Annotated in this window: 23 protein-coding genes, 1 tRNA gene and 1 pseudogene; 17 read left to right on the top strand and 8 right to left on the bottom strand. The window is 66.5% G+C overall.

The genetic code is table 11. The features are described from left to right. Nucleotides 1-25: 25 nt before the first annotated feature. From CMASS_RS04390 to mobA, 3 genes are read left to right on the top strand one after another with little or no spacing between them, the layout of a single operon-like run. Nucleotides 26-1360 carry a molybdopterin molybdotransferase MoeA gene (locus CMASS_RS04390; RefSeq protein ID WP_022862479.1) on the top strand — a complete coding sequence of 445 codons (1335 nt, stop codon included), beginning with the start codon at nucleotides 26-28 and terminating at the stop codon, nucleotides 1358-1360. A 4-nt stretch (nucleotides 1361-1364) separates the two neighbouring features. Continuing rightward, nucleotides 1365-1841 carry a cyclic pyranopterin monophosphate synthase MoaC gene (moaC, locus tag CMASS_RS04385; protein ID WP_022862480.1) on the top strand — a complete coding sequence of 159 codons (477 nt, stop codon included), beginning with the start codon at nucleotides 1365-1367 and terminating at the stop codon, nucleotides 1839-1841. Further along, complete coding sequence (gene mobA, locus CMASS_RS04380; RefSeq protein WP_022862481.1) at nucleotides 1838-2479, top strand: molybdenum cofactor guanylyltransferase; 642 nt, start codon at nucleotides 1838-1840, stop codon at nucleotides 2477-2479. Before moaC ends, mobA begins: the two co-directional genes overlap by 4 nt. Before the next feature lie 14 nt (nucleotides 2480-2493). Here mobA and CMASS_RS04375 read toward each other — a convergent pair whose 3' ends face one another. Then, a complete protein-coding gene (locus CMASS_RS04375) occupies nucleotides 2494-4011 on the bottom strand; it encodes a multicopper oxidase domain-containing protein (RefSeq protein WP_022862482.1) in 1518 nt (505 codons plus the stop codon). A gap of 161 nt (nucleotides 4012-4172) precedes the next feature. On the opposite strand from CMASS_RS04375, the gene modA reads away from it, so the two are divergent. After that, entirely contained in the window at nucleotides 4173-4985 is an 813-nt protein-coding gene (gene modA, locus CMASS_RS04370; RefSeq protein WP_022862483.1) for a molybdate ABC transporter substrate-binding protein, read from the top strand. Then, nucleotides 4975-6930, top strand: coding sequence for an ATP-binding cassette domain-containing protein (locus tag CMASS_RS04365; RefSeq protein WP_022862484.1), 1956 nt, complete (start codon nucleotides 4975-4977; stop codon nucleotides 6928-6930). Before modA ends, CMASS_RS04365 begins: the two co-directional genes overlap by 11 nt. A 10-nt stretch (nucleotides 6931-6940) precedes the next feature. Here CMASS_RS04365 and thrB read toward each other — a convergent pair whose 3' ends face one another. From thrB to lysA, 3 genes are read right to left on the bottom strand one after another with little or no spacing between them, the layout of a single operon-like run. Beyond that, nucleotides 6941-7918 carry a homoserine kinase gene (gene thrB, locus CMASS_RS04360; RefSeq protein ID WP_022862485.1) on the bottom strand — a complete coding sequence of 326 codons (978 nt, stop codon included), beginning with the start codon at nucleotides 7916-7918 and terminating at the stop codon, nucleotides 6941-6943. An 11-nt stretch (nucleotides 7919-7929) separates the two neighbouring features. Continuing rightward, nucleotides 7930-9273: a homoserine dehydrogenase gene (locus tag CMASS_RS04355; protein ID WP_022862486.1), complete on the bottom strand. Its 1344-nt coding sequence runs from the start codon at nucleotides 9271-9273 to the stop codon at nucleotides 7930-7932. 55 nt (nucleotides 9274-9328) lie between these two features. Then, nucleotides 9329-10705: a diaminopimelate decarboxylase gene (lysA, locus tag CMASS_RS04350; protein WP_420536138.1), complete on the bottom strand. Its 1377-nt coding sequence runs from the start codon at nucleotides 10703-10705 to the stop codon at nucleotides 9329-9331. Nucleotides 10706-10724: 19 nt separating this feature from the next. Between lysA and CMASS_RS04345 the strand changes: the two genes are divergently transcribed. The 12 genes and pseudogenes from CMASS_RS04345 to CMASS_RS04290 all read left to right on the top strand — a co-directional run bounded on the left by CMASS_RS04345 (nucleotide 10725) and on the right by CMASS_RS04290 (nucleotide 22886). Further along, on the top strand, nucleotides 10725-12380 hold the full coding sequence (locus CMASS_RS04345; protein WP_027018547.1) for an L-lactate permease: 1656 nt from the start codon (nucleotides 10725-10727) through the stop codon (nucleotides 12378-12380). Between the two features lie 51 nt (nucleotides 12381-12431). Further along, nucleotides 12432-13217, top strand: coding sequence for a (Fe-S)-binding protein (locus CMASS_RS04340; RefSeq protein ID WP_022862489.1), 786 nt, complete (start codon nucleotides 12432-12434; stop codon nucleotides 13215-13217). Beyond that, entirely contained in the window at nucleotides 13217-14854 is a 1638-nt protein-coding gene (locus tag CMASS_RS04335) for a lactate utilization protein B (RefSeq protein ID WP_022862490.1), read from the top strand. The genes CMASS_RS04340 and CMASS_RS04335 overlap by 1 nt, the downstream gene beginning before the upstream one ends. Nucleotides 14855-14965: 111 nt before the next feature. Beyond that, nucleotides 14966-15550 carry a LutC/YkgG family protein gene (locus CMASS_RS04330; RefSeq protein WP_240482757.1) on the top strand — a complete coding sequence of 195 codons (585 nt, stop codon included), beginning with the start codon at nucleotides 14966-14968 and terminating at the stop codon, nucleotides 15548-15550. A 111-nt stretch (nucleotides 15551-15661) separates the two neighbouring features. Continuing rightward, nucleotides 15662-17338, top strand: a complete 1677-nt coding sequence (locus CMASS_RS04325; RefSeq protein ID WP_022862492.1) for an alpha/beta fold hydrolase — start codon at nucleotides 15662-15664, stop codon at nucleotides 17336-17338. 103 nt (nucleotides 17339-17441) lie between these two features. Further along, nucleotides 17442-17518, top strand: a tRNA-Arg gene (locus tag CMASS_RS04320). 363 nt (nucleotides 17519-17881) lie between these two features. Further along, nucleotides 17882-18417 (top strand): annotated as a pseudogene (locus CMASS_RS04315) (YceI family protein). Nucleotides 18418-18448: 31 nt separating this feature from the next. Next, on the top strand, nucleotides 18449-20320 hold the full coding sequence (locus CMASS_RS04310; RefSeq protein ID WP_022862493.1) for a DUF2264 domain-containing protein: 1872 nt from the start codon (nucleotides 18449-18451) through the stop codon (nucleotides 20318-20320). 61 nt (nucleotides 20321-20381) lie between these two features. Then, nucleotides 20382-20660, top strand: a complete 279-nt coding sequence (locus CMASS_RS04305; protein WP_022862494.1) for a ribbon-helix-helix domain-containing protein — start codon at nucleotides 20382-20384, stop codon at nucleotides 20658-20660. Next, complete coding sequence (locus CMASS_RS04300) at nucleotides 20657-21031, top strand: type II toxin-antitoxin system PemK/MazF family toxin (protein WP_022862495.1); 375 nt, start codon at nucleotides 20657-20659, stop codon at nucleotides 21029-21031. The genes CMASS_RS04305 and CMASS_RS04300 overlap by 4 nt, the downstream gene beginning before the upstream one ends. 106 nt (nucleotides 21032-21137) lie before the next feature. After that, the gene (locus CMASS_RS04295) at nucleotides 21138-22091 is read left to right on the top strand and encodes a ketopantoate reductase family protein (protein ID WP_022862496.1); all 954 of its coding nucleotides are present in this window, start codon (nucleotides 21138-21140) and stop codon (nucleotides 22089-22091) included. Between the two features lie 162 nt (nucleotides 22092-22253). Then, entirely contained in the window at nucleotides 22254-22886 is a 633-nt protein-coding gene (locus CMASS_RS04290; protein WP_022862497.1) for a class I SAM-dependent methyltransferase, read from the top strand. Here the strand turns inward: CMASS_RS04290 and CMASS_RS04285 are convergent. The 4 genes from CMASS_RS04285 to CMASS_RS04270 form a co-directional block, all read right to left on the bottom strand. Further along, nucleotides 22883-23290, bottom strand: a complete 408-nt coding sequence (locus CMASS_RS04285; RefSeq protein ID WP_156831763.1) for a hypothetical protein — start codon at nucleotides 23288-23290, stop codon at nucleotides 22883-22885. The two genes, CMASS_RS04290 and CMASS_RS04285, sit on opposite strands and share 4 nt — an antisense overlap. Nucleotides 23291-23450: 160 nt before the next feature. After that, on the bottom strand, nucleotides 23451-23750 hold the full coding sequence (locus tag CMASS_RS04280) for a hypothetical protein (protein WP_022862499.1): 300 nt from the start codon (nucleotides 23748-23750) through the stop codon (nucleotides 23451-23453). Between the two features lie 19 nt (nucleotides 23751-23769). Beyond that, on the bottom strand, nucleotides 23770-23967 hold the full coding sequence (locus tag CMASS_RS04275; protein ID WP_027018550.1) for a PspC domain-containing protein: 198 nt from the start codon (nucleotides 23965-23967) through the stop codon (nucleotides 23770-23772). 224 nt (nucleotides 23968-24191) lie between these two features. Continuing rightward, on the bottom strand, nucleotides 24192-24704 hold the full coding sequence (locus tag CMASS_RS04270) for a MarR family winged helix-turn-helix transcriptional regulator (RefSeq protein WP_022862501.1): 513 nt from the start codon (nucleotides 24702-24704) through the stop codon (nucleotides 24192-24194). Nucleotides 24705-24721: the final 17 nt, after the last annotated feature.

Genomic DNA, 24721 nt, shown 5'->3' with positions numbered 1-24721 from the left:
GACAGAAAGGATCGGTTGACCCGCCGTGTTCAATCCGCAACGTAGCCCAGAAGAACACCTCAAAGACGTGCTGCGCCGCGTCGCCCCGCTGGAGACGATCTCGGCGCCCACGGTCGATGCCGCCGGCTTAGTTCTAGCCACCAATGTCGAGGCGCGCCTGGCCATCCCGCCGTTTTCCAACTCCGCGATGGACGGCTATCTGGTCAACTCCGCCGACCTTCCGGCTATTGAGGCAGAAGAGGTCACGGTGGAAAAGCTTGATGCCCCGATCACCCTGGCTGTGTCCGGCGAAGTCGCCGCCGGCGGCCGCGCGCAGCGCCCGGAGCCGGGTACCGCCGTGCGGATCATGACCGGCGCGCCGGTCCCCAGCGAGTTCGACGGGCTCACCGTGGTCCCGGTCGAGTACACCGATGCCGCGCCCGGCCCCGGCGCGCTGCCTGCGGAGGTCGCCGTGCACACCGTGGCGCGCCGCCGCAACATCCGGCGCCTCGGCGACGACATCACCCCGGCCGACATCGTCGCCCGGGCGGGCACGGTCATCGACGCGGCTACGCAGGCCGCCCTGCTCTCCGCCGGCGTACCGGAGGTCACCGTCCACCGCGCGCCGCGGGTGGCCGTGGTCTCCTGCGGCGCCGAGCTCATCACCTTCGACGGCGCGACCCCGTCTGCAGAGGTGGAGCACATGACGCCGGGAATGCTGCCGGATTCCAACGGGCCCATGCTGGAATCGCTGGCTTCGGGCCTGGCGGCCGCGACGGTCACCCGGGAAAGCTGCGACGACGATCCGCAGCGCATGCGCGAGCTGCTCGACCGGCTCGCGGCCGATCACGATCTCATCGTCACCAGCGGCGGTGTGTCCACCGGTGCCTACGACGTGGTGCACCAGGTGCTTTCCGAGCAGGGCGAGGACGTCTTCTTCGGCGAGGTGAGCCAGAAACCCGGCGCCCCGCAGGGGCTCGGCGCGTGGAAGGGCACCCCGGTCATCGGTTTGCCGGGCAACCCGGTGGCGGCGTTTATGGGCTTCCAGCTCTACGCCTCCGCCGCCATCGCTCGGCTGCGCGGGCTTGACCCCGATACTGATCTCACGGTGCGCCCGCACTTCGAGGCGATGGCCGGCAGCGAGTTCCGCCCGGCGAAAAACCGCACCTCGTTCGTCCCGGTCCACCTGCACTTTGGGGACGCGGAAGCGCCGGCCCCCGTGGCCACCCCGTACCACCGCAGCGGTTTCGGCTCGCACCGCATCGGCGGGATGGTGGGTACGCGTGGTTACGCGATGTTGGAGCCTTCCGAGACCATCCTGCCCGGCGAGATGCTGACCATCTACGACTTCCCCTACCGCGGCATGGCACGTAAAAAGTAGGGCTATGAAGTTCACTCACTTAAACAGCGACGGCGCCGCCTACATGGTGGACGTGACAGAAAAGCAGCCGACGGTACGCAGCGCCACTGCCCAGGGCGAGGTGGCCTGCTCCCCGGAGGTTCTCGCCGCGCTGCGCGACGGCACGGTGCCGAAAGGCGACGTCTTAGCCGTTGCCCGCGTGGCGGGTATCGCCGCCGCGAAGAAGGTGCCGGATCTTCTCCCGCTGGCCCACACCATCGGCGTGCACGGCGCCGCGGTGGAGCTGGAGCTTGGCGATGACCACGTGTCCATCCAGGCCACCGTCCGTACCGCGGACCGCACCGGCGTGGAGATGGAGGCGCTGACCGCGGTCAACGTCGCGGCACTGGCCGTTATCGACATGGTCAAAGGCGTCGACCGCAGCGCGTATATCCGCCGCTGCGGCATCACCGCCAAATCCGGCGGGCGGTCGGGCGACTGGTCGCGGGAACTGCCGCAGTGACGGGCCGCCACACGCGGTCCGGCACGGACACAGCGCAGGGCAGCACCGCCCCGCTGGCGGGGACTATTGTGCTCGCCGGCGGCCGCGGCACCCGCATGGGCGGGGTCAACAAGGCGGCGCTGACCGTCGGCGGCGAGCGCTTCGTGGACAGGCTGCTGCGCCAGCTGCCCTACGGAGTACCAACAGTGGTGGTCTCGCCGTATTTCCTCGGGGTCCCGCAGGTGTGCGAGAACCCCCTGTTTGGTGGGCCGGCGGCGGGCATCGCCCGCGGGTTCGCCGAGCTCGAATCCCGCGGGATGCACCCTGGCGGCGACCAGCTCGTGGCTGTCGTGGCGGTCGATGCCCCCGATTCACCGCAGCTTCTCCCCCGGCTCACCGCGGCGCTCCGCCGCGCCCCCGAGGCCGGGGCCGCACTCATCCGCAGCGCGGACGGCCACCTCCAGCCGCTGTGTGCCGTGTGGCGCGCGGACTGCCTCGCCGGGGCGCTTGCGGCAGTGGGCTCGCCCCGCAACGCCTCCGCCATGCGCCTTATCCGCCAGACGCGGTGGATCGCTGTGGGCGGCGACGCGCGCGGCGCCGAGCGCGATTACGACACCCCCGCCGACCTCCGCGCTCTCCAGCAGGCCACGAAGCATTAAAGATTGGCTGTCGCCTAGCGCACGAGAATCGTGCCGCGCTGGCCCATATCCGCCTGCGCCGGGGACTGGTTGCCGAAGGTGTAGGTGCCGGGCTTGTTGAAGGTCACCTCGACGTAGCCGCCCTGCGACGGCCCGAGGGTGAGCGCGTGGGCGGCGCGGTTTTCGCCAAGCTCGCTGCGGCCGTCGACGTAGACGCGGTCGAACACCGCGCCGTCGATGCCGAAGGTCAGCGGGTCCCCAGGGCCAGCGTTGAGCACCCACATGCGCACGGTCTCGCCCTTTTTCACCTCAATCGGGTCGTGGAGGTACTGCGCCGGGTAGGCGTTGAACGCCCACAGGTCGGCCTCGCCGCGGGCCACGCGATCGGCGTTGGCGCCGGAGTCGGCGCCAGAGTCGGCGTCGTCGGCGAGGTAAACCTCGCTGCCCACAAGGCCGATTTCTTTGTCTACGTCCGGCAGGCTGTCATCGACAAGCACGGCACCGAAAAGACCGTTGGCCGTGTTCAACGCCTGCGGCTCGGTAATGCTGCGGTATATCCACGCCCCGGCGTGGTGGGCGGTGAACTCGACAGTCTTTTCGTCCCCTGGCTCGACCACGGTGTCGCCGTCGATGTGCCCACCGGTGAAATCGAAAGACTGGGCCTCGTCGGAGCTGTTTTTCAGGTGCAGGCGGAACGTGTCGCCCACGCGCCCGCGCAGCACCGGTCCCGGCGCCTGGCCGTTGAACAGCCAACGCTTTTGCTCCTTGCCCGGCGCGACCTCGCGGGTCTCAGAGGTGATCTCCCAGTCGTACTCGTGGAGATCACCGTCCGGCGCGGGTTTTAAGGTGGGGTCGAACGCCTCGAAGCCCTCGCCTGGGTCGGCGGTAAGGTCCGCCGGTGTCACCGCCCCGGCGCCAGTGCCGCCACCCTGGGAGACATCCCCACTCGCACCCGCGGTGTCGGAGGCCACCACGTCCAAGGTCATGCCCTGCATCTTGTGCCCGGCGATGGTGCACCAGCCCTGCATGTCCTTGTCCACCGTGCCCACGTCCACCGAGGCGGATTCGCCGGCCTTGACGCGGCCGGTCTCCTGGCCGCCGATTTTCAGGTCGTGGGCCTGGTCGCCGGTGTTTTTAAAGTTGATGACCAGGTGGGCGCCGCGGGGCACCTCGATGCGGTTAGGCACGAACGCCATTCCGTCGACGGTGACTTCCTTCGTCACTGTCTGCGCCGAAGCAGAACCGGAATCAGATCCCGCCGACGCGGCGCTATCGTCACTGCTGACGGACCCGGACTTCCCAAACGGCCCCCACCCGAGCGTGGACGCGAGCGCGAGCAGCGCCACCAACACCACGGCGACGATGACCACGATCCACGACCACAGCTGGTTGCCGCCCTTGTTCGTGGGCGCCGCGCTGCCTTCCACCTCAGACACGTCCGGAGCCGGGGCCCGGCGTGCCGTGTGCGGGGTGACGCCTTCGGCTGGAGCCTTCTCGGCCTGCGCCTTCTCGGCCTGCGCCTTCCGGTTCGGTTCAGGGTGTGGGGTGTCCATACATACTCCCTTTGCAGTGGACAGACGGCCAGCGGTTCTGTTTCTCATTATGGTCGCGGGCGCAAGTCAGGTGGCGCGTGGGTCAAGGCCGCAATCCTGGGAACCATCCGGGCGCTCATTTCGCCTCCGATAGCCTGCTGCCACCGCTACAATCAACCCCTATGAACTTCGGCGTATTAAAAAAGAAAAAGCTGCCAATCATTGCCGCCATCGCGGCGGGCGCGGCGGCCGCGCTCGTTGGCTGCCAGGCCTCCGACTCCGCCTCCGAGGGCGCTGCAAGCGACGCCCCGGAATCCTCCCAGGCGGACACCCTCAACGTGCTGGCTGCGTCGTCGACGCGTGTGCTTAACGATGACCTACAGAAGGCCGCCGATGACGCCGGCGTAGACGCGAAACTGTCGTTCGTAAACGCCGGCTCGTACACCCTGGTCCAGCAACTGTCTGACGGCGCGCCGGGCGACCTGCTCATCACCGCCAACCAGAAGACGATGGATGACGCCGTCGAGCGCGGTACGGTCAGCGATCCCCGCGTGCTGGCCACCAACGAAATGGTCATGGTCGTGCCCAAGGGCAACCCGGCAGGCATTAAGTCGGTGCGCGATATCACCGACGAAACCAACTTCGTCGTGTGCGATCCGCAGGTGCCGTGCGGCGATATTTCCGAAGACCTGATGAAGGACAACAACGTCACCGCCCGGCCGGACTCGCAGGAGCACCAGGTCGCCGACGTTCTCAGCCGCGTGTCCACCGGTGAAGCCGACGCCGGCTGGGTGTACTCCACTGACGCCGCCGCAGCTGGCGACAAGGTGGAAGTGATAAAGATCGACCACTCCGCCGAGCACCGCAACGATATCGTCGGCGCCGTGGCCAAGGACGCGGCGCACAAGGACGCCGCCGAGCGCGTTCTGGATTTGTTGGATAAGGACTTTGACGTCCAGTGGCGCGACCACGGCTTTGAGCCGAATGAGGGCTAACGCCCGCCCTAGTCGCGCTCCACGCACCGAGCGCACCCCACTCACCAAGCGCGCCCCGAGCGTCAACCCCGCGGCGCTGTGGCCCATCCCGGGGCCGCTGTGGGCCATCGCAGCTATGGCGGTGGTCTACCTCGTTGCGCCCATCGTGGCGCTAGCCTCCCGGGTGCCGTGGGGTGATATCACCGCGGTGATGGCGACCCCGGAGACCCGCGATCTTTTGTCGCTCACGCTACGGGCCGCGGTGTGGAGCACCGCCATCGCGCTGCTGCTCGGCGTGTCGCTCGCGCTCGCATTGCAGCGGCTGCGGCAAGGCTCCGCCGTCGTGCGCGCGCTCGTTCTCTTGCCGCTGGCCATGCCGCCGGTGGTCAGCGGGTTGGCGCTTACCGCCCTGTTGGGCAGGCGCGGCCTGCTCGCACCCATACTCGACGCTCTAGGCCTCCAGTTCGGGTTCGCCTTCCCCGGTGTGGTGGCCGCGCACGTGTTTATCACCCTGCCGTTCGTGGTGGTCACCGCCGACTCGGCATTAGGCCAGCTGGACGGCGAGATCCTCGCCGCCGCCCGTAGCGTCGGGCTGGGACGCTGGCGGATGCTGCGCCACATCATTCTGCCCGCTGTCGCCCCGGCGCTTCTGACCGGCGGCTGCCTCGCCTTCGCCCGCTCGCTGGGTGAGTTCGGCACTACGCTCACCTTCGCCGGCTCCATGCCCGGGGTCACCCGCACGATGCCGCTGGGCATCTACCTCGCCCGCGAAGTCAGCGAGGACAACGCCTACGCGCTCTCCGCGGTGCTCATCGGCTTGGCGGTCGCCTGCCTCGCCCTCACCGCCCTGCCCGCGCTATGGCGGCGCTCGCCGCGGCCCACGGCTCGGACCATCCGGGAGATGGACATCCCACAGCTTGCGGAACTCACCCGTCCCCTTCCCCAGTCCGGCATCCCGCACCCGGCCATCGAGGTAGGCGACGGAGACACCATCACCCGTTTTCGCCCCGGCAAGGTCACCGCGATCGCCGGGCCGAACGGCTCGGGCAAGACCACGCTCGCGGGCACGATCGCCGGCCGGCTCACCGGCCTGCCGGTGCGTGTCCCAGAAGACGCCCGGATCGTGCTGCTCACCCAGCGCCCGGGGCTGCCGCGCACGACGACCGTGCGCGGGGCCATCACGATGGTGACCCGGGATGCGGCCCGGACAGCGGCGTTGCTGGGCGCAGCGGGGCTGGCAGAGCTCGCCGATGTCCGCGTACCCGCCCTCTCCGGCGGCCAGGCCGCCCAGGTCGCGCTCGTGCGCGCGCTGGCCGCACGCCCCGACGTCATCATCCTGGACGAGCCGCTGGCGGCGATCGACGTCGCCGGGGCGGCGCGGTGGCGTCAGTTTATCCGGCACGTGGCCGACACCGACGGCAGCCAACGCACCGTGCTCATGGTCACCCACGACGCGGTGGATTTGCGGATGCTGGCTAGCGACCTCGCAGTCCTCGAAGGCGGCGAGGTGGTCGCGCACGGCCCCGCGCCCGAGCTGATGGCCGCTCCCCCGACCGACTTTGTGGCCGCGCTCGCCGGCCTCAACCGGGTGGCGGGCACGGTTGTCGATGCCCCCGCCGCCAACACGGATCTGGTGTGCGTCCGGGCGGGCGAGGGCGCGGACAGCGCGGTCCTTTACGCCCGGACCCACGCGTCTGCGACGGATCTAACCCCCGGCGGCCGCGTCTTCGTCGTCTTTCCGCCGGAAGCACTACGCCTTCACACCGACGCCGAGGGCGCACCTGGCACCGTAGTCGCCGTGACGGCCAATTCCGCCGCGTCGCTGCAGGTCACCGTTGATGCGCTGGACACGCAGCTCGTCGCACACCTTCCCTGGGCGAGCGCCGGCGACATCCATCTCGGCGGCATCCACCCCGGGGACAGTTGTGCTGTCTCCGTCGAAAGCGGTGCGGCAACCGCCTATTAACCTCCGGGTATTAGCCTGCGAAATCGGCGGAGGTCTCCACGGGGCCGGCGATGCCCAGCTGCATGATGCGCAGGTTCTGCGCGCGGGCATCGGCAAGCTCGGCGTCCGGGATGGGCTCGGTGTGCAGGACCAGAACCGTCGGCCCGGCGCCGGAGAGGAACGCGGCGAAACCGCGGTTGCGCAGGCGGTTAACCCACTCGGCGGTCACGGGCAGCACGTCCGCGCGGTACGGCTGGTGCAGGCGATCGCGGGTGCCCTCCCACAACAGCTCTGGGTGATCGCGCAGCGCCACGGTCTGCAAAGCCGCGCGCGAGACGTTGAACGCCGCGTCCTGGTGCGTGACGTGGGACGGCAGTACCCGGCGGACCTCGCGCGTGGAGGCGTGGAAGTCAGGCACGATGGCCGTCGCCCTAATGTCCTTGTGAACCGGGATCTGTACCGCGCGGAACGTGGGCAGCGAGCGGCCATCGACCGGCACGCTCGTCCACGAGGTCACCGCCTGCCCCAGCACGGAGGCCGCCGCATTATCCGGGTGGCCTTCGAACTCGGACGACAGCTGCACCAGATCTGCGGCGGACAGCGGCGAGCCCGCCAGCGCGTTCGCCGCCGCCACCCCGGCGACAGCCGCGGACGCCGACGACCCCAGCCCGCGCGACTGCGGGATGGCGTTGGTGCAGGTGACCTTCAGCCCCGGCGCGGTCACGTCCGCCGCCTTCAGCCCGGAACGCACCGCGCGCACCACCAAGTTGGACTCGTCGCGCGGCAGCTCGTCGGCGCCTTCGCCGGTGATGTCCACGCGGACGCTGGCGCCCATCGTGTCCGCGCCGACGGTGCCCGGCACCCCACCGTGCGGATCGGTGACCTCCACCTCCACTACGTCGTAGAGGGTGAGGGCGAGGCCCAGCGTGTCGTAGCCAGGGCCCAGGTTGGCAGTGGAGGCGGGCACGCGCACGCGGGCGCGCGTGCCGGGACGAAGTTCGGTACTCATGCGTTTTATTTCTACTCACTTAAGCGGATGACCGAGTGCACCGCGTGGACGGAGTCGAGCGCGCGCAGCTCGTCGATGATCGCCTCGAGGACCTCCTCGCGGGCGGAGTGGGTCACCACGATGAGGCGGGCGGTCTCCTCACCATCTTCCTGGCGCACGGTGCGCAGCGAGACGTCGCGGCGGGCGAAGACGCCGGCGACCTCCTTCAGCACGCCCAGCTTATCGCTGACCTCCATGTCGATGTGGAACTTGGTGCGCACCTCGCCGAAGCTGGCGATCGGCAGGTTGGCGTAGGTGTTTTCCCCGGGCGCGCGGCCGCCGTGGACGATGTTGCGGGCGGCGCCGACGACATCGCCAAGCACGGCAGACGCGGTCGGGTTGCCGCCGGCGCCGTTGCCGTAGAACATCAGCTCGCCGGCGGCCTCCGACTCGACGAAGATGGCGTTGTAGGACTCGCTCACGCTCGCCATCGGGTGCTCTTTGCGCACCAGCGCCGGGTGCACGCGGGCGTTGACGGCCTCGGTGCCGTCGTCGCGGCGAAGCCGCTCGCAGATGGCGAGCAGCTTGATGGAAAAGCCGGCTTCGTTCGCCGCCTGGATGTCGCCGGCGGTGATGTCCGAGATGCCCTGGCAGTACACGTCGTCGAAGTTCACGCGGGTGTGGAAGGCCAGCGACGCCATGATCGCCGCCTTGCTGGCCGCGTCATGGCCCTCGACGTCGGCGGTCGGATCGGCCTCCGCGTAGCCGAGGCGGGTGGCCTCCGCGAGCGCGTCGTCGTAGCTGGCGCCGGTGGCCTCCATCGCGTCCAGGATGAAGTTGGTGGTGCCGTTGACGATGCCGCTGATCCGCTCGACCTGGTCGCCGGCCAGCGAGCGGCGCAGCATGCCCACGACCGGGATGGCGGCGGCGACGGCGGCCTCGAAGTAGAGGTCCGCGCCGGTGGCCTCGGCGGCCGCGGCGAGCTCATCGGCGCGGGCGGCCACGAGCGCCTTGTTGGCGGTGACCACGGACTTGCCGGCGTTGAGCGCGGTGAGCACGAGCTCGCGCGGGAAGTCGATGCCGCCGATGACCTCGACGACCAAGTCGATGTCGTCGCGGGTGACTAGGCCGGCCGCATCGTCAGTGAGCAGATCCTTCGGCACCCCGGGGCGCGGCTTGTTGCCCACGTGGGAAACGGCGACCCCGCGCACCTCGGCCGGCCCGCCGATGCGGTGGGTGAACGCGTCCGCGTTTTCCTGCAGCAGGCGGAAGACCTCGGAACCGACTGTGCCGAAACCGAGAAGGGCGATGCCCACGGTTTCGCCTTCGCCTTTACCAGCGCGGATGGGAGCCTGAGCGACGGAAGAAGTAAGCATGTGACTTAGTGTACAGACCTAGCTGTCTACTTCCATCCGTTTGCGGATTTTTATGCTAGTCCACCTCGAGGGCCACAAGATCCTCGAAAGTTTCGCGGCGCAGCATGGGCTTTTTCTCCCCGGCGCGCACCGCGACGACGGCGGGGCGCACGAACGCGTTGTAGCGCGAGGCCATGGCGTAGCAGTACGCACCGGTCGCGGCGAGCGCGATGAGGTCGCCGGGGCGGACATCGGCAGGCAAGGCAATGTCGCTGACCAGAATATCCCCGGCCTCGCAGTGCGAGCCCACGATGCGCGCCGGCACGGTCTCACCGTCGGCATACCGGCCGACCAGGCGGGCGTCATACTCCGCACCGTAGAGCGAGGGGCGGATGTTGTCGGACATGCCGCCGTCCACCGAGACGTAGCGGCGCACCGGCACCTCCCCGTCGCCGGTGGCCACGTCCTTGACCGTGCCCACTTCATAGACCGTCACGGCGGCGGGCGCGGCGATGGCCCGGCCGGGCTCAACGAGGATGGTGGGCGGGGTAATCTCCAGGTCGTCGGCGATCTGGCCGACAGCCGCCAGCAGATCCTTGGCCAGCGCGGCGACGTCCAGCGCGGTGTCGTGCGCGGTGTACGGGACGCCGTAGCCGCCGCCCAAGTCCAACTCGGCGAGCGCGATGCCCAGCTCGTTGTAGACCTGGCGGTAAAGCCCCAGCACGCGCTGCGCGGCGAGCTTGAAGCCCTCGGCATCGAAGACCTGGGAGCCGACGTGGCAGTGCAGGCCGACCAGCTGGAGGTTCTCCGCGCGGTGGCACGCCTTGACCGCCGCGAAGGCCTCCCCGCCGGCGAGCGCGATGCCGAACTTCTGGTCCTCATGGCTGGTGGCAATGAACTCGTGCGTGTGCGCGTCGATGCCCGGGGTCACGCGCACCATCACCGGCTGCACCTTGCCCAGCGAGCGCGCGACGAAATCGAGCGTTTCCAGCTCCTGGGGCGAGTCTATAACTACGTGGCCGACCTGGCTGTCGACGCAGTAGGCCAGAAATCCGGCGGACTTGTTGTTGCCGTGGACGGTGATGCGCTCGGCGGGGAACCCGGCCGCCAGCGCGATGCGCAGCTCGTTGATGGAGGCGACGTCCAGCGACAGCCCCTCCTCGTCGACCCACCGGGCCACCTTCTTGGACAGGAAGGCCTTGGAGGCGTAGTGCACGCGCTCCGGCGCGCCGAACGCGGCGGCCATGTCGCGGCACCGCGAGCGGAAGTCGTCTTCGTCGAAGACCATGAGCGGGGTGCCGTATTCCTCGGCGAGCTCCGGGAGCGGAACCCCGGCGACGGTGATGACCCCGTCTTCTTCCCGCTGGGCGCCGCGCGGCCACACGTGCGCGGGCACGTCGTTGAAATCTGTCATGGCAGAAAGTGTATCGAAACCGATTTGCCGCGCTGCCATGAGAATTAAGTTAAAGACCGTGAATACATTTCAGATCGTCACCGACGCTGTTGGCGGCAGCCTCGGTCTCTCGGCACTGGCCGCGCTGGTGCCCCTCATCGTCTTTTTCGCCATGCTGCTCGGCCTCAAAGCCAGCGCGCACCTGTCCGGTGCGGTGGCGCTGTTAGCCAGCCTCGCGGTGGCTGTCTTCGGCTTTTCGATGCCCGCGTCGATGGCCCTGTCCGCCGCCGGGCGCGGCGCGCTGTTCGGCCTCTTCCCCATCGTCTGGGTGATCGTGATGGCCATCTGGTTCTACGAGATCACGGTCGCCTCCGGCCGGTTTGAGGACCTGCGCAAGACCTTCGATCTTCTCGGCGAGGGCGACGTGCGCATCCAGGCGGCCCTTATCGCGTTCTGTTTCGGTGGCCTGCTAGAAGCCCTCGCCGGCTTCGGCGCTCCCGTGGCCATTACTGCGACGATGCTGCTGGCGCTCGGCATCAAGCCGGGCAAGGCGATTACCACGGTCCTGGTGGCCAACACCGCCCCGGTCGCCTTCGGTGCCGTAGGCATTCCGATCACCACCGCCGGCGAGGTGGGCGGCAGAACCACCGAGCAGGTCGGCGACATCGCCCAGCTGGTCTCCGTCATCGTCTTTGTCATCGCGGCGCTCGTGCCGTTTGTCATCCTGTTCATCCTCGACGGGCTGCGCGGCGTGCGCGAGGCCGGCCCGGCAGCCGCGGTCATTGGCATCTCCTTCGCCATCACGCAGTGGCTGACCGCCACGTTCTTCGTCTACCAGCTCACCAACGTCATCGCCTGCATCGTCTCGCTGGCCGTCACCGTGGCCTTTTTGCGCTGGTGGAAGCCAAAGGGCGTGGGCGAGCTGCGCACCCGGATGGGGCTCGGGGACGCCGAACCGGCCACCGATCTGACCGGCGGGCGCATCGCCATGGCGCTGGTGCCCTACGCCATCGTCGTCGCGGTCTTCGGGCTGGCCACCGCCGCGCCCGCCCTGTTCAACTTCTGGACCATCCACTTCCCCTGGCCGGGGCTCGGCGATCGCGTCATCGCGCCCACCGGCAGCCCGATGGATACCTCGTACTCGCTGTCCGTGTTGGGCAACCCGGGCTCCCTGATGGCGATTTCCGCCCTCATCGTCTGGGCTGTACTGGCCATTGCCGGCCGCGGGGACGGCCGCTACCGCTTGCCTGCTGCCACGCCGTTGCACGCGCTTGCCGATGTCGCCAGCCGCATGAAACTATCCGCCCTCACCATCGTGCTCGTGCTGGCACTGGCGTACGTGATGAACTACTCCGGCCAGACAATTGCGATCGGCGAGTTCGTGGCCTCTGCTGGCGGCATCTTCACCCTGTTCGCCCCCGTGTTGGGGTGGATCGGCACCGCCGTGACCGGCTCCGACACCTCCGCCAACGCGCTGTTTGCGAATCTGCAGGTCACCGCCGCTGACCGCATCGGCGCCAACCCCGACCTAATGCTCGCGGCGAACACTACCGGCGGCGTGGTGGGCAAAATGATCTCGCCGCAGTCGTTGGCCATCGGCGCTACGGCCGTGCAGATGAACGGGCAGGAATCGAAGATCTTCACCTCCGTGGTCGGCTACTCCCTTATCCTCCTTGCGCTGGTGTGCCTGACCGTTTTCGCCCTCTCGGGGGCACCAGGTTTTCTCGTTCCCTAAAATTGGGCACGAAGCTTTTCAATCAAATCCTGCACACTTTAAGGAGCTGCGATGCGTGTCGCACTGTTTTCCACGTGCATCGGCGACGGACTTTTCCCGGATGCCCACAAGGCAACGGCCCTCATCCTCGCCCGGCTCGGCTACGAGGTCGTCTTCCCCGAAGAGCAGACCTGCTGCGGCCAGATGCACATCAACACCGGCTACCAAGAACAGGCCCTGCCGCTGATCCGCACGTACACGGATGCGTTTGCCGACCCGTCCATTGACTACGTGGTCTCCGCGTCCGGCTCGTGCGTGGGCGCGGTGCGCGAGCACCACGAGCGCATTGCGGACCGATTCGGCTCCGCCGCCGACAAGGACGGCGCCCGGCGCGCGGCGGACAAGACCTACGACCTGCCGGAGTTCCTCATCGACGTGGCACAGACGACGGAGCTCGGCGCGTTCTTCCCGCACCGGGTGACCTACCACTCGTCCTGCCACGGCCTGCGCTTCCTCAAACTCGGCGCGCGGCCTTATGACCTGCTGAAGAATGTCGACGGCATCGAGCTGGTCCCGCTGGCCAACTCCGAGGAGTGCTGCGGCTTCGGCGGCACCTTTGCCATCAAGAACCCGGAGGTCTCCCAGGCGATGGTCTCCGACAAGACCCGCCACATTAAGGACACCGAGGCCGAGTACGTCACCGCCGGCGACTCGTCGTGCCTGATGAACATCGCGGGCACACTACACCGCCAGCGCACCGGTATCCGCGCGGTCCACATGGCGGAGATCCTCGCCTCCACCCGCGAGCACCCGTGGACGCCCGATTCCGCCGCCTACTCCAAGGAGGTCATGCTGTAATGGCTGTCTTCTCCGACACCACCCCGCCCCGCGCGCCGGAGGGCTACGGCAACCTGCGCGGCGAGCGCGGCTTCGTAGAAAACGCCCACGTTGACCTCAACAAGGCCACCCAGCGCCGCAACCTGCAGCACGCCACCACCAGCATCCGCGCCAAGCGCCAGAACGTGGTCAGCGAGATGGGCGACTGGGAAGAGCTGCGCGCCGCCGGCTCGGCGCTCAAGGAGTCCGTCATGGCCAACATGCCGGAGCTTTTGGAGCAGTTCGAGGAGGCGGTCACCGCCCGCGGCGGCGTGGTCCACTGGGCCCGCGACGCCAAGGAAGCCAACGAGATTATCACCGATCTTGTCCGCGAAACCGGTGAGACCGACGTGGTCAAGGTGAAGTCGATGGCCACCCAGGAAACCGGCCTCAACGAACACCTGGAAAGTGCCGGTATCCACGCCCAGGAGACTGACCTGGCGGAGCTTATCGTCCAGCTCGGCGAGGACAAGCCGTCGCACATCCTGGTGCCGGCCATCCACCGCAACCGCGCCGAGATCCGCGACATCTTCGTGGACAAGATGCCGGACACCGACGACTCGCTGGAGGCGGACCCGCCGGAGCTTGCCGAGGCGTCCCGGAAGTTTTTGCGCCAGCAGTTCATGAAGGCGAAGGTCGCCATCTCGGGCGCCAACTTCGGCGTGGCTGAAAACGGCGTGGTCAACATCGTCGAGTCCGAGGGCAACGGGCGCATGTGCGTCACGATGCCGGAGACGCTTATCACCCTGATGGGCATCGAAAAGCTCGTGCCCACCTACCAGGACTTAGAGGTCTTCCTGCAGCTTCTGCCGCGCTCGTCCACCGCCGAGCGCATGAACCCGTACACCTCCATGTGGACCGGGGTGACCGAAGGCGACGGCCCGCAGAACTTCCACATCGTGCTTCTGGATAACGGCCGCACCGCCGCTATGTCCAGCGAGATCGGCCACCAGGCGCTGAAATGCATCCGCTGTTCGGCCTGCCTGAACGTCTGCCCGGTCTACGAGCGCGCCGGCGGCCACGCCTACGGCTCGACCTACCCGGGCCCCATCGGCATCTCGCTGACCCCGCAGCTCACCGGCATGAAGGATCATAAGGATCCGTCCGCCTCGCTGCCGTATGCCTGCTCGCTGTGCGGGCGCTGCGACGAGGTCTGCCCCGTCAAAATCCCGCTGTCCGACGTGATCTTGGAAAACCGCTACCAAAAGGTCACCCACGCCACCCCGCCGGTGGAGTCGAAGCTCATGGGGCTCATGCGGGTGGCCATGGGCAACTCCACCCTGTGGAACCAGCTCATGCGCGTGGTGTTCATGGGCCGCATCCTGGGCGGATTCAACCAGACCATCGAGTCGCTGCCACTGTTCATGTCCGGCTGGTCAGAGGGCCGCGATACCGCGGTGCCGCCGAAGCAGACCTTCCGCCAGTGGTTCGAGTCCAACGAGGCGAAGAACCTGCTGGCCGAGGCGCGGGAGAACGGCGTCCCGGTGCAGAAGAAGGCCGGCGACGCGAAGCTGGGCGATGCCGAACCGGATGCCACCGCCGGCCAGGCCTCGACCCCGGGCGCAGGCGAATCCCGCAAGCCCGGCGAATCCACGAACGATTCTGAGGAGGACAACTAAATGAGCGCACACACCGCCTCCCGCAGCACCTCTCGCGGCGGGGCCCGCACCGCCGCTGATTCCCGGGCAGCCAAGAAGGAAATCTTGCAGCGCATCAAGCGCGCGCAAAAGATGGCCAAGCTGCCGAAGGACGTGGAAATCCCCCGCGACTACCAGCAGACCAGTTCGCTTCCCGCCGACGAGGTACGCGACGTGCTGGTTGACCGCCTGGAGGACTACCACGCCGAGGTCCACGTCACCGACGCCGACGGGCTCGCGCAGACCGTCGCGGACGTGCTTAAAGACCGTGAGTGCACCGACATCGTGCACGCGCCGGGCCTGGGCGAAGACGTCCTGACCTCTTTTGCGGGCTCCGCGCGTGCCGATGACCCCGCCAGTGATCCCCGCGACCTCGGCGACATCGACGCCGTGGTCACCGAGTCGAAAGTCTCCTGCGCGCTGACCGGCACCATCGCCCTGGAGTCCAGCGAGTCCAACGGCCGCCGCGCTGTGGCGCTCGTGCCCGACCGCCACGTGTGCATCGTGCGGGATGAGGACATCGTCTACACCGTCCCGGAGATGATCTCGCGGCTGGATCCGGAGCGCCCCACCACACTGTTCTCGGGCCCTTCGGCCACCTCAGATATCGAGCTCGAGCGCGTCGAAGGGGTGCACGGTCCGCGGGATCTCATCGTGGTCATCGTCAAGCAGGGCTAAACACCCCAGTGCGCTCGCACACGCCCACGCATTCATATCTCTGCCAGTGACTTACGGAAGTTGTAAGGTGTGGCTGTAAATCCGTAAAAACACTTCATAAGGATATGATTCGTGGCCACTAATTCACGCCTTCACCGCCGCTGCGCCGCACTTCTTGCGGCCGCGGCGGTTTCTTTGTCCCCTCTGACCGCCACCGCCTTTGCTGCCGACGCCGGCATCGCTGCCGAGGACGCCGAGCGCGCTGCCGACGCAGACCAGGGCGCGATTGGCCGTGCCCTGGCGGAAGACGACCAGGACGCCCCGGAGATCACTTGGGAGGAGTGCCCGGAGCAGGTCGATCTGCCGAACGCCCGCTGCGGCCGCATTGAGGTGCCCACCTACTACGACTCGCCGGAGAAGGGCTCCATCTCGGTCGGTTTTGTCCACGTCCCGGCCGCAAATCCGGAGGCTAAGCGCGGCACCATCTTTGGCAACCCGGGCGGGCCGGGTATTGAGGCCTACAGCTACTTCGGTAACTCGGCGGTGGATCTGCCCGAGTCGATCGTCAACGAGTACGACCGCGTCGCGGTCCAGCCGCGTGGCCTGTCCGGCTCCACTCCGGTCGAATGCACCGAGAACGACAACGCCAACCTGCTGGACGCCGAGCTGCGCCCAGGGTCGTTCGTACGCGATAACTGCGAGCACTCCACGCCCGGCTACACCGCGTCGCTGACCACGGAAAACACCGCCCACGATTGGGACATGGTCCGCCGCGCGCTGGGCGAGGACCGCATCTCCATTCTGGGCCTGAGCTACGGCACCTACCTCGGCTCGGTGTACGCCACCCTCTTCCCCGAGCACACCGACAAGGTGGTGCTGGATTCCGCGATGAGCCCCAACCTGGCCTGGAACGGCGTGATTACGGCCCAGGAGGAGGGCTTCCGGAACGCGCTGCACGACATGTTCCAGTTCATGGCCGACCGCGACGAGGAATACCACCTGGGCACCACCCCGCTGGCTGTCTACGAGAAGTGGAGCCAGAAGGTCGCCTCCGAGGCGGGGATCACCCCGACCGTGCTGCCGCCAAACGCACAGATTGGTGACCTTCCCCCGGGGCTCGAGTTCGCCGGTCAGCCGGGCGCGGATCTCATCTCCGGCTCTGGTGAGCTGCGTGTGCAGGCCGACTACTTGGGTCACAAGGCGCTGAACCCCGATGCCAGCCAAGCCAACTCGTTTACCCTCCAGGCAGCCCAGGGCGTTATCCCCCGGCCGGAGCAGTGGGACGCTTACGCCAAGCACGTCGCGGGCATTGAGCCGCTGCCCAACCCGGACGAACAGATGGCTGACCTTCCGGAAGAGGAGCTGGAAAAGTACGCGGAAGACACCGGGCGCATGCAGTTCATGCAGAACCTGCTCGTGTGTAACGAAAATGCGGTGCCCGCCAACCCACTGGCGCTGCCGAAGTACCTCTGGTCCGGCTACGTGCTCGAGGATCCCTTCACCGCCGCGCCGGCCATGTGGGAGTCCGGCGTGAACTGCTACGACCGCCCGGCTACCACCGCCCCGATCCAGGTCAACGGCAACAAGCTGGCGACCCGCCCGCTGCAGATCAGCGGCACCGATGACCCGCAGACGCCGTACAAGTACCACGGTGACTTACAGCAGATGATGGGCGCGCACCTGGTCACCGTGCACGGACCGGGCCACGGCCACGTCGGCTTTGGCAATGAGGAAGTGGGCAAGATTGTCGATGAATACCTGCGCACCGGCCACACCGACGCCACCGATGCGCCCGGTTTCTTCGGCTAACGAGCCTCCTCCCCCACACGGCCGGCACTGATTTAACTCCGCGCCGGCCCATGGGTTAGAATTACGGCGTTGTTCGCGCACACGTCATGCGCGGCAACGAGATGTCTCCGTAGCTCAGTGGATTAGAGCATCGGTTTCCGGTACCGAAGGTCGCAGGTTCGAGTCCTGTCGGGGACACCAAATCTCAAGGCGATAGCCTTGATCTTATCGGCGCTCACCAGCGTTATGCTCGCGGTGGGCGCCCTTTGCTTTTCTGTACTGAATTCGCGCGGAGCACTTCGCCGAGAATGTTTCCCGCTTCTGCAGCCACTGCACTGATCGTCTTCTTCGGCGGCAGGTCCGGATTGTTTACGGACACTCCACTGACGCCTCCCAGCGACCCCAGAAACCACCTTACCGGTGCGAAATCACCCTCCTACCGCGGCAGATGAGATAGATCCGCCCATATAGTTGAGATGTCACCTTTCCGGTGTAGAGTGAACCCTACACCGCATGACGCGGCCTAGAACACTCCCTAAGCAATCCATCTTCAAAGGAGAAGTCATGAGCAACCTGTCCGGCACCTGGAACGTCGACCCGGTCCACTCCACCCTGAGCTTCGTGGTGCGCCACGCCATGGTGACCAAGGTCCGCGGCACCTTCAACGAGTGGTCCTCCGAGATCACCATCGATGGTGAGAACCCGGCTGCATCCACGGCCACCGCCACCGTGAAGATCGATTCCGTGGACACCCGCAACGCCGACCGCGACAAGCACCTGGCCTCCGACGCTTCTTTGACACCGCCAACCACCCGGAGGCAACGTTTACCTCCACCGGCTTCGACGTCGACGAGCACGGCAACGGCACCGTCGCAGGCGATCTGACCATCAAGGGTGTAACCAAGCCGGTCACCTTCACCGTCGAGACCTTTGGCCCGGAGGAGGCACCGTCCGGCGAGACCCGCCTGGGCTTCGAGGCCACCACCAAGATCGACCGCACCGAATTCGGTATCGACTTCAACGCCCCGATGAACTCCGGCGGCGTGCTGCTGTCGAAGGACATCACTCTCGAAATCGAGGGCTCTGCCGTTAAGGCGTAAAGCCCGCTTTGTCGTGGTTACACTCGCGTAGGTGACTTCCCCAAACGCTTCTGAAACCACCAACCCACTGAAAACGCGCGCGGACTTCCAACAGTTCGCGCGCGAGCTTTTTGAGCCACTCGTCCCCCACTTCGAGGCTTCCCCTGGCCGGCCGAAGTTTGGCCCCACCGCCGCGGGTTTCGATGCCGCCGCAGAGGGACTCGAGTCCTTCTCCCGGCCGCTGTGGGGGATCGCGGCTCTCGCCGCCGGCGGTGGCGAGTTTGCACACTGGGATCTCGTGCGCCGCGGGCTCGTGGCCGGCACGGACCCCAATTCCCCGGAGTACTGGGGTGTGGTCGGCGCACCGCCGGGCACCGACGCCTCGGCTGACCAACGCTTGGTAGAGATGGCCGCCATCGGCTTCGCGCTGGCCATTGCCCCGGAGCACATCTATGAGCCGCTTTCCCAGCAAGAAAAGGACAACGTCGTCCGCTGGCTCAGCCAGATCAATCAGACCGACACCAACCCGAACAACTGGTGGTTCTTCCGCATCATGGTCGACGCCGGTCTGGAGAAGGTGGGCGCGCCCTTCAACGAGAAGGCCGCCCAAGAGTCCTTCAACATCCTCAATGGCTACTACTTGGGCGATGGCTGGTACCGCGACGGCGCGCTGCAAAACACTGACTTCTACGTTGCGTTCGCGTTCCACTTCTACTCGCTCATCTACGCACGGCTGCGCGGGGATAAGGATCCGGAGCGTGCCCACACCGCCGTGGGTCGCGCCCGCGCCTTTGCCTCTGACTGGGCCGCGCGTTTCGATGCCACCGGGCGCGTCATCGCCTACGGCCGGTCGCTGACCTACCGCTCCGGCGGCGCAGCCTTCTTCGGCGCGCTGGCCTTCGCCGACGTGGAGGCGCTGCCGTGGGCAGAAATCCGCGCTCTGTGGGCGAAGCACCTGCGGTGGTTCGCCAAGCAGGACATCTACACCCCGGACGGGGTGCTGTCTATCGGTTGGGCTTATCCCAACCTGCTCATGAGCGAGACGTACAATTCGCCCGGCTCGCCCTACTGGGCGCTGAAGGCACTGCTGCCCCTAGCGCTCCCGGAGGATCACCCGTTCTGGACCGCAGAGGAAAATCCGGATGCGGGCAGCACGCCGCTGGTGAGCGCCCAACCTCACGCGCAGGTGGTGGTCAACCGCACGGACAACCAGTCCCAGATGCTCAACGCCGGCGGCAACGGCGCGTGGTTCGTCCGCCAGGCAGTGGCCAAATACGGCAAGCTCGCCTACTCGTCCGCGTTCCCGCTCGCGCTGGAGCCGGACGACATTGCGTCCTACCTCACCGCCGAGTCTGAGCTCGCCTTCGTGGACGTGATGACCATGCGCCGCGAGACCCGCCGTCTGGTCACCGATAGTGGCCTGACTGACCCCGATGACACTATTGCCTGGTCAAAGTGGGAGGCCTTCGGCGAGGACATCCGGGTCACCACCTTTATGCGTGGCGAGGGCGACGCTCACGTGCGCGTCCACGTGGTCGATACCGATCTCGCCGTCACTGCCGTGGAGGGTGGTTTCGCCATCGCGGAGAATTTCGACCCAGCGCACAACCACTACTCGGAGGACTCAGAAGACACCCACGCCCGGGTGCGCAACGGGAAAGCCACGTCCCTGCTGGTGGACCTGGCCGGCGAGCGAGCGGCCTCTACTAGCTCCCTGCAGCCGAACACGTCCCTGGGCTGGGCCCGCGCCACCGTCCCGCTGCTCACCCAGCCGCTTACCCCGGACCAGCATGTGCTGGTCACGGGCGTGCGCGCCGCCGAGGAGCCGGACCTCAGCTTCGAACACACGCACCTGCTTGACGATGCCTTCGCCACCGCCATCCGCGACATCGCCGGCGTCAACCTCCCGAAAACCGGCGATTGAAGTCCGCAGACGAGAGGTATACCGTTATGGATACCTTTCGTCATACCAAGGGGTACACCCAATGACACGCAACTTAACGACCATCAAAGTTCCGGTCGACCTGCGGGATCAGCTCAAGGATGCCGCAGCTCGCGAGGGCCGCACCATATCGAGCATGATCGAGCTCCTTTTGGAACGGGAGCTCAACCGCGTCCAGTTTGCTCGCCTCCGCAAGCAAATCGCAAACACGCCCCCAGAGTCGATGCGTGAGTACGAAGAGGAGCACGAGGTCCACCAGCACGATCTCCTTGACGAACTGCCGACAGAAGACTTCAGCGACGTGCCTGGGTATCCCGGATGAAGGTTTCCCGCGAACAGCTATTCCCCGGGGCGGTCGTGTGGGCGAACCTCGACCCAGTAGTCGGCAGAGAGCAGTCCGGCCATCGCCCCCATATTGTCGTCTCTACTCAGGCTTTTAATTCACTCGGCTCGCCCTTAATCCACACCGTCCCAATCACGCGTCGTAATCGCGGATGGGACAACCATGTCAGTGTGGAGATGGCTCAGGGCCAGCTCGATCACTCCTTTGCCCTTACCGAGCAGGTCAGAGCCCTGTCGATCGACCGGATCACGGGTTTTCACGGCGCCGTCACCGCCACAACGTTGAAGGAAATTCGGTGGTGGCTGCACCGGTTCCTCGTCTTCGATATCGGTGGTGTCAACCCCCAATAGGCCGTGCCTTTACGGCCGCGAAAAGTGATTCGCGCCACTTTTGCCCTCCTAATTCCGTACCCTCGTGAGAAACAGGAATCGTCCATGTTCAACCGGAGGGATAGTCATGAAGGTAGCGATAATCGGCGCCGGCGCCATGGGACAGCTGTTCGGCGCAAAGATAGTGGACGCGGGCGAGGACGTCGTGTTCCTCGACGTCGATCAGCGCACGGTCGACGCCCTCAATAACGAAGGCATCGAGGTGGTCAATACCGCCGGCGAGCGCACAGTGAAGGTCTCCGCCACCGCCTGCCAGCCCGCGAACTGGAACGAGCCGGTCGATTTCGCCCTGTTCTTCGTCAAAGGCTTCTACACTCAAGACGCCATCGAGAGCGCACGCCACCTGTTCAACGAGAACACCATCGCGCTGACTCTGCAGAACGGCTTGGGCAACGGCGAGGTGCTGGTCCGCGCCTTCGGCCCCGACCGCGCCCTCGACGGCGTCACGGATTACTCCGCTTACCGCCCAGGCAAGAATACTGTCTCCTCCTCGGCGTACGGCGCGATCCGGATCGGCGGCGCGAGCGTCGACGGTGATGCCAGCGCCGCCGCGGAAAAGGTGCGCGATCTCTTCGAGCGCTGCGGGTTCAACGCCGAGGTTCACGCGGACGTACGGGTTCCCATCTGGGAAAAGCTCATCCTCAACACCGTGTACAACACCGTCGGCGCGGCCACTGACCTCACCATCGGCGAAACCCTCGAGCGCGAACCCAGCCGTCGGCTGGCCGAGACGGTCTACTCCGAGGCCATGGCGGTGGTGCGCTCGCTCGAAATCCCAGTGCGCGAAGACGTCATCCGCGAGCACTTGGAACAGGTGGGCACCGAGTCCGCCGGGCACAAGACGTCCATGACCGCAGACGTTGAGGCGGGCCGCCGCACCGAGGTCAATACCATCAGCGGTGCCGTGGCCGCCGCGGGCGAGAAGGCCGGCGTGGCCACCCCGGTGCTGGCCACGCTTGCCGATGTCGTCCGCGCCCGCACCGAGCCAGCCCACGGCGGGCACCCCGGGGAGGCGAAGTAGCCGAGCCTCATCACAGATGCGCAAGCACGGCATGGCCGAAATCCGCAGCGGACGGGAATCATCTTGTCTCACAGCTCCGCTTTCGGCGTGACCGCCCAGCCACGAAAGTCTTCTACCGCGCCGTGTAACTTCCGCTCTTACCGAGCGGTAATTTAGAGTGCCATGAGCACCTTCGATGCCGAGGCCAACGCAGCTGAATGGAACAGCCGGTACTCCGAATCCGACCGCATGTGGAGTGGGAACCCGAATGGGGCCTTGGTGGACATCGCCAAGCATATTGCCCCAGGCCGTGCCCTCGACGTCGGCTGCGGCGAGGGCGCGGACGCCGTGTGGCTTGCTTCCCACGGGTGGCAGGTCACCGCAATCGACCCGTCGAGCGTGGCGCTGGAGCGCGCCCGCGCCCACGGTGCGAACACATCGGTGGCGTGGATAAACTCCGGCATCCAGGAGTTTGCAGCACGTGAGCGCGCCGAATCATTCGATCTGGTCAGCGCGATGTACCCAGTCATTGAGGCGCCGGATCCCGATACGGGCGTCGAGTACCTCACCGAGCTGGTCGCTCCAGGCGGGCACCTGCTGTTCGTCCACCACGTCGTCGACCCCGAGCACCTGCGCCAGCATCCGGAGTTTGCCCACGTGCTGTCCGTCGACGCTGTGCGCGACTACCTCACCGCGCACGCGGACGAATGGAGCGTCGAGGTGGCAGAGGATCGTGCGCGCACAGTCACGTCAGGCCGGGGTGCCGGTCACTCCACAGACCGCGTGATCCTCGCGCGGCGAGGCCAGAAAATCTAGTTAAAGAACGGGAACGGCTTGTGCGGATCCAGCGCGAGCATGCCGGCCATCAGCAGGGACACGATGATGAAGGAGATGATGGCGAACGGGATCCACTCCAGGAAGACGGGGAACCAGCCATCGTCCTTATTACGGGCCTCGAGCTCCTTGTTGTCGCGCTCCAGGCGCTCGTTCAGACCGACGTAGTTCGGATCGCGTTCCTCGTTGCGGGTGCTGTACTCGCGGTCATCGCGGGTGTCGCGGGCACGCTCGTCGCGCACGCGCTCGTTGCTCTGCGGCTCAACGGTGCGCACGGTGGTCGCGGTGCGCGGGGCATCGTCACGCACGGCATCGGTACGCTCTGCGCCGGCAGTATCGCCGAGCTGCTCGCTCAGCGGGCGTGCTTTGCTGGTGGATTCGCTCATAGTGTGCGCCATCGTCCTTTCTTGTCACTTCTACCCCGTGGCGGCACTGGATCCCCGCCGCCGAAACGGGGCATGACTCACAGGGAGATACTAGCACTTCCCCACCCTGGCCCCGCCGGCGGCGCTGCCAGGAAGGGACGGCGCGGGGCGCGCGGTGCTTTTACGCCCCGGGATCCTCGCCGTTTTCGAGCGCGTCGACGAATTCTTCGCGGTCCGCGAACAGGCGGTTGATGTCGTCTTCGGCCCCGCTGATCCACAACTCGGTGGCGGCATCGTACGTCAGCGCTGCTTCCGGTTCAGCGGCAAGCGCGTCTTCCATCGCCGCTTCCTGCTCCGCGGTTGGCCCCTCGGCAGGAAACTCCTCCGGATCACCGAGGGTCTGCGAGAGCGTTTCGTGCGCGGTTAAGCGGTACAGCTCGTACTGGCGGTGCGGGTTTTCGAATAACTCTTGGCCCATCATGGGCTACAAGTCTACGTCCCTAGTACTGCAGATCCTCGTCGTGCGGCATGAAGAACCACATGACGAAGTAAAAAATGAGCTGCGGGCCAGGCAGGAAGAAGCTGGCGACGAACAGGATGCGCAGCAGGTTGGAATCCAGGTTGTAGGTCTCCGCGATGCCACCGAAGACACCCGCCACCCACTTATCCCGGGAGGAACGGTGCAGCTTGCGGCTCAGCGGCGACTCCTGACGGAAGCCATCCGCCGGGCCCGGGCGGTACGGGCCGTAGTTGCTAGCCGGCTGGCCCGGCTGGTCCTGGTGGCGGAAGTAGCCCTTGTACGGTTCGTCAGAACGCGACTCGCTCGTTGGCTCGGACATGTCGAAACTCCTTCGTTATCAAGTACACGGTGTTGAAACGATGCCCACCATTCAACACGAACGCGCACCGCGATGCAGCTGGTTTACTTCTTCGGGATAGCCGAGAGGTATTCGTCCGGAACGTAGCCCGGGTAGCCCGGAATGTTGTCCACCGCCAGCACGCCGGCGAAGAAGTTCTTGATCACCTGAATGTCCTCGGCGGGCAGGTGATCGTAAATCAACCGGCGCACGGACTCGACGTGGGCCGGCGCGGCGGCAACCTGCTTCTCCCGCCCCTCCTTGGTCAGGGCGATGAGCACGCCGCGGCCGTCGCCGCCGCACGGCTTTTTCTCCACCAGGCCGCGTTTGACCATGCGAGTGATCTGGTGCGACGCGCGCGAGCGATCCCATTCGAGGTGATCGCAGATATCGCGCAAACGTAACGCCTCGTCTTCCGCCTCCACGAGTGTCACTAGGACGGCAAACTCAGAGGAGGAAATGTCGGCCTCTGCCTGGAAAGTCTCGTCGATGCCACGACGAATCTTCCGGCTCGCCGCGAGCAGGAGCTGCCACATCTCCTGCTCGTTGTCGTTCAACCAGCGCGTCTCTACTGCCATGCCGAGAACACTACACC

The organism is Corynebacterium massiliense DSM 45435 (assembly GCF_028609805.1).
In the GTDB taxonomy this organism is placed as follows: Bacteria; Actinomycetota; Actinomycetes; order Mycobacteriales; family Mycobacteriaceae; genus Corynebacterium; species Corynebacterium massiliense.
The sequence above is the reverse complement of the archived record's forward strand: the minus strand, read 5'-3'. Positions and strand labels throughout refer to the sequence as shown.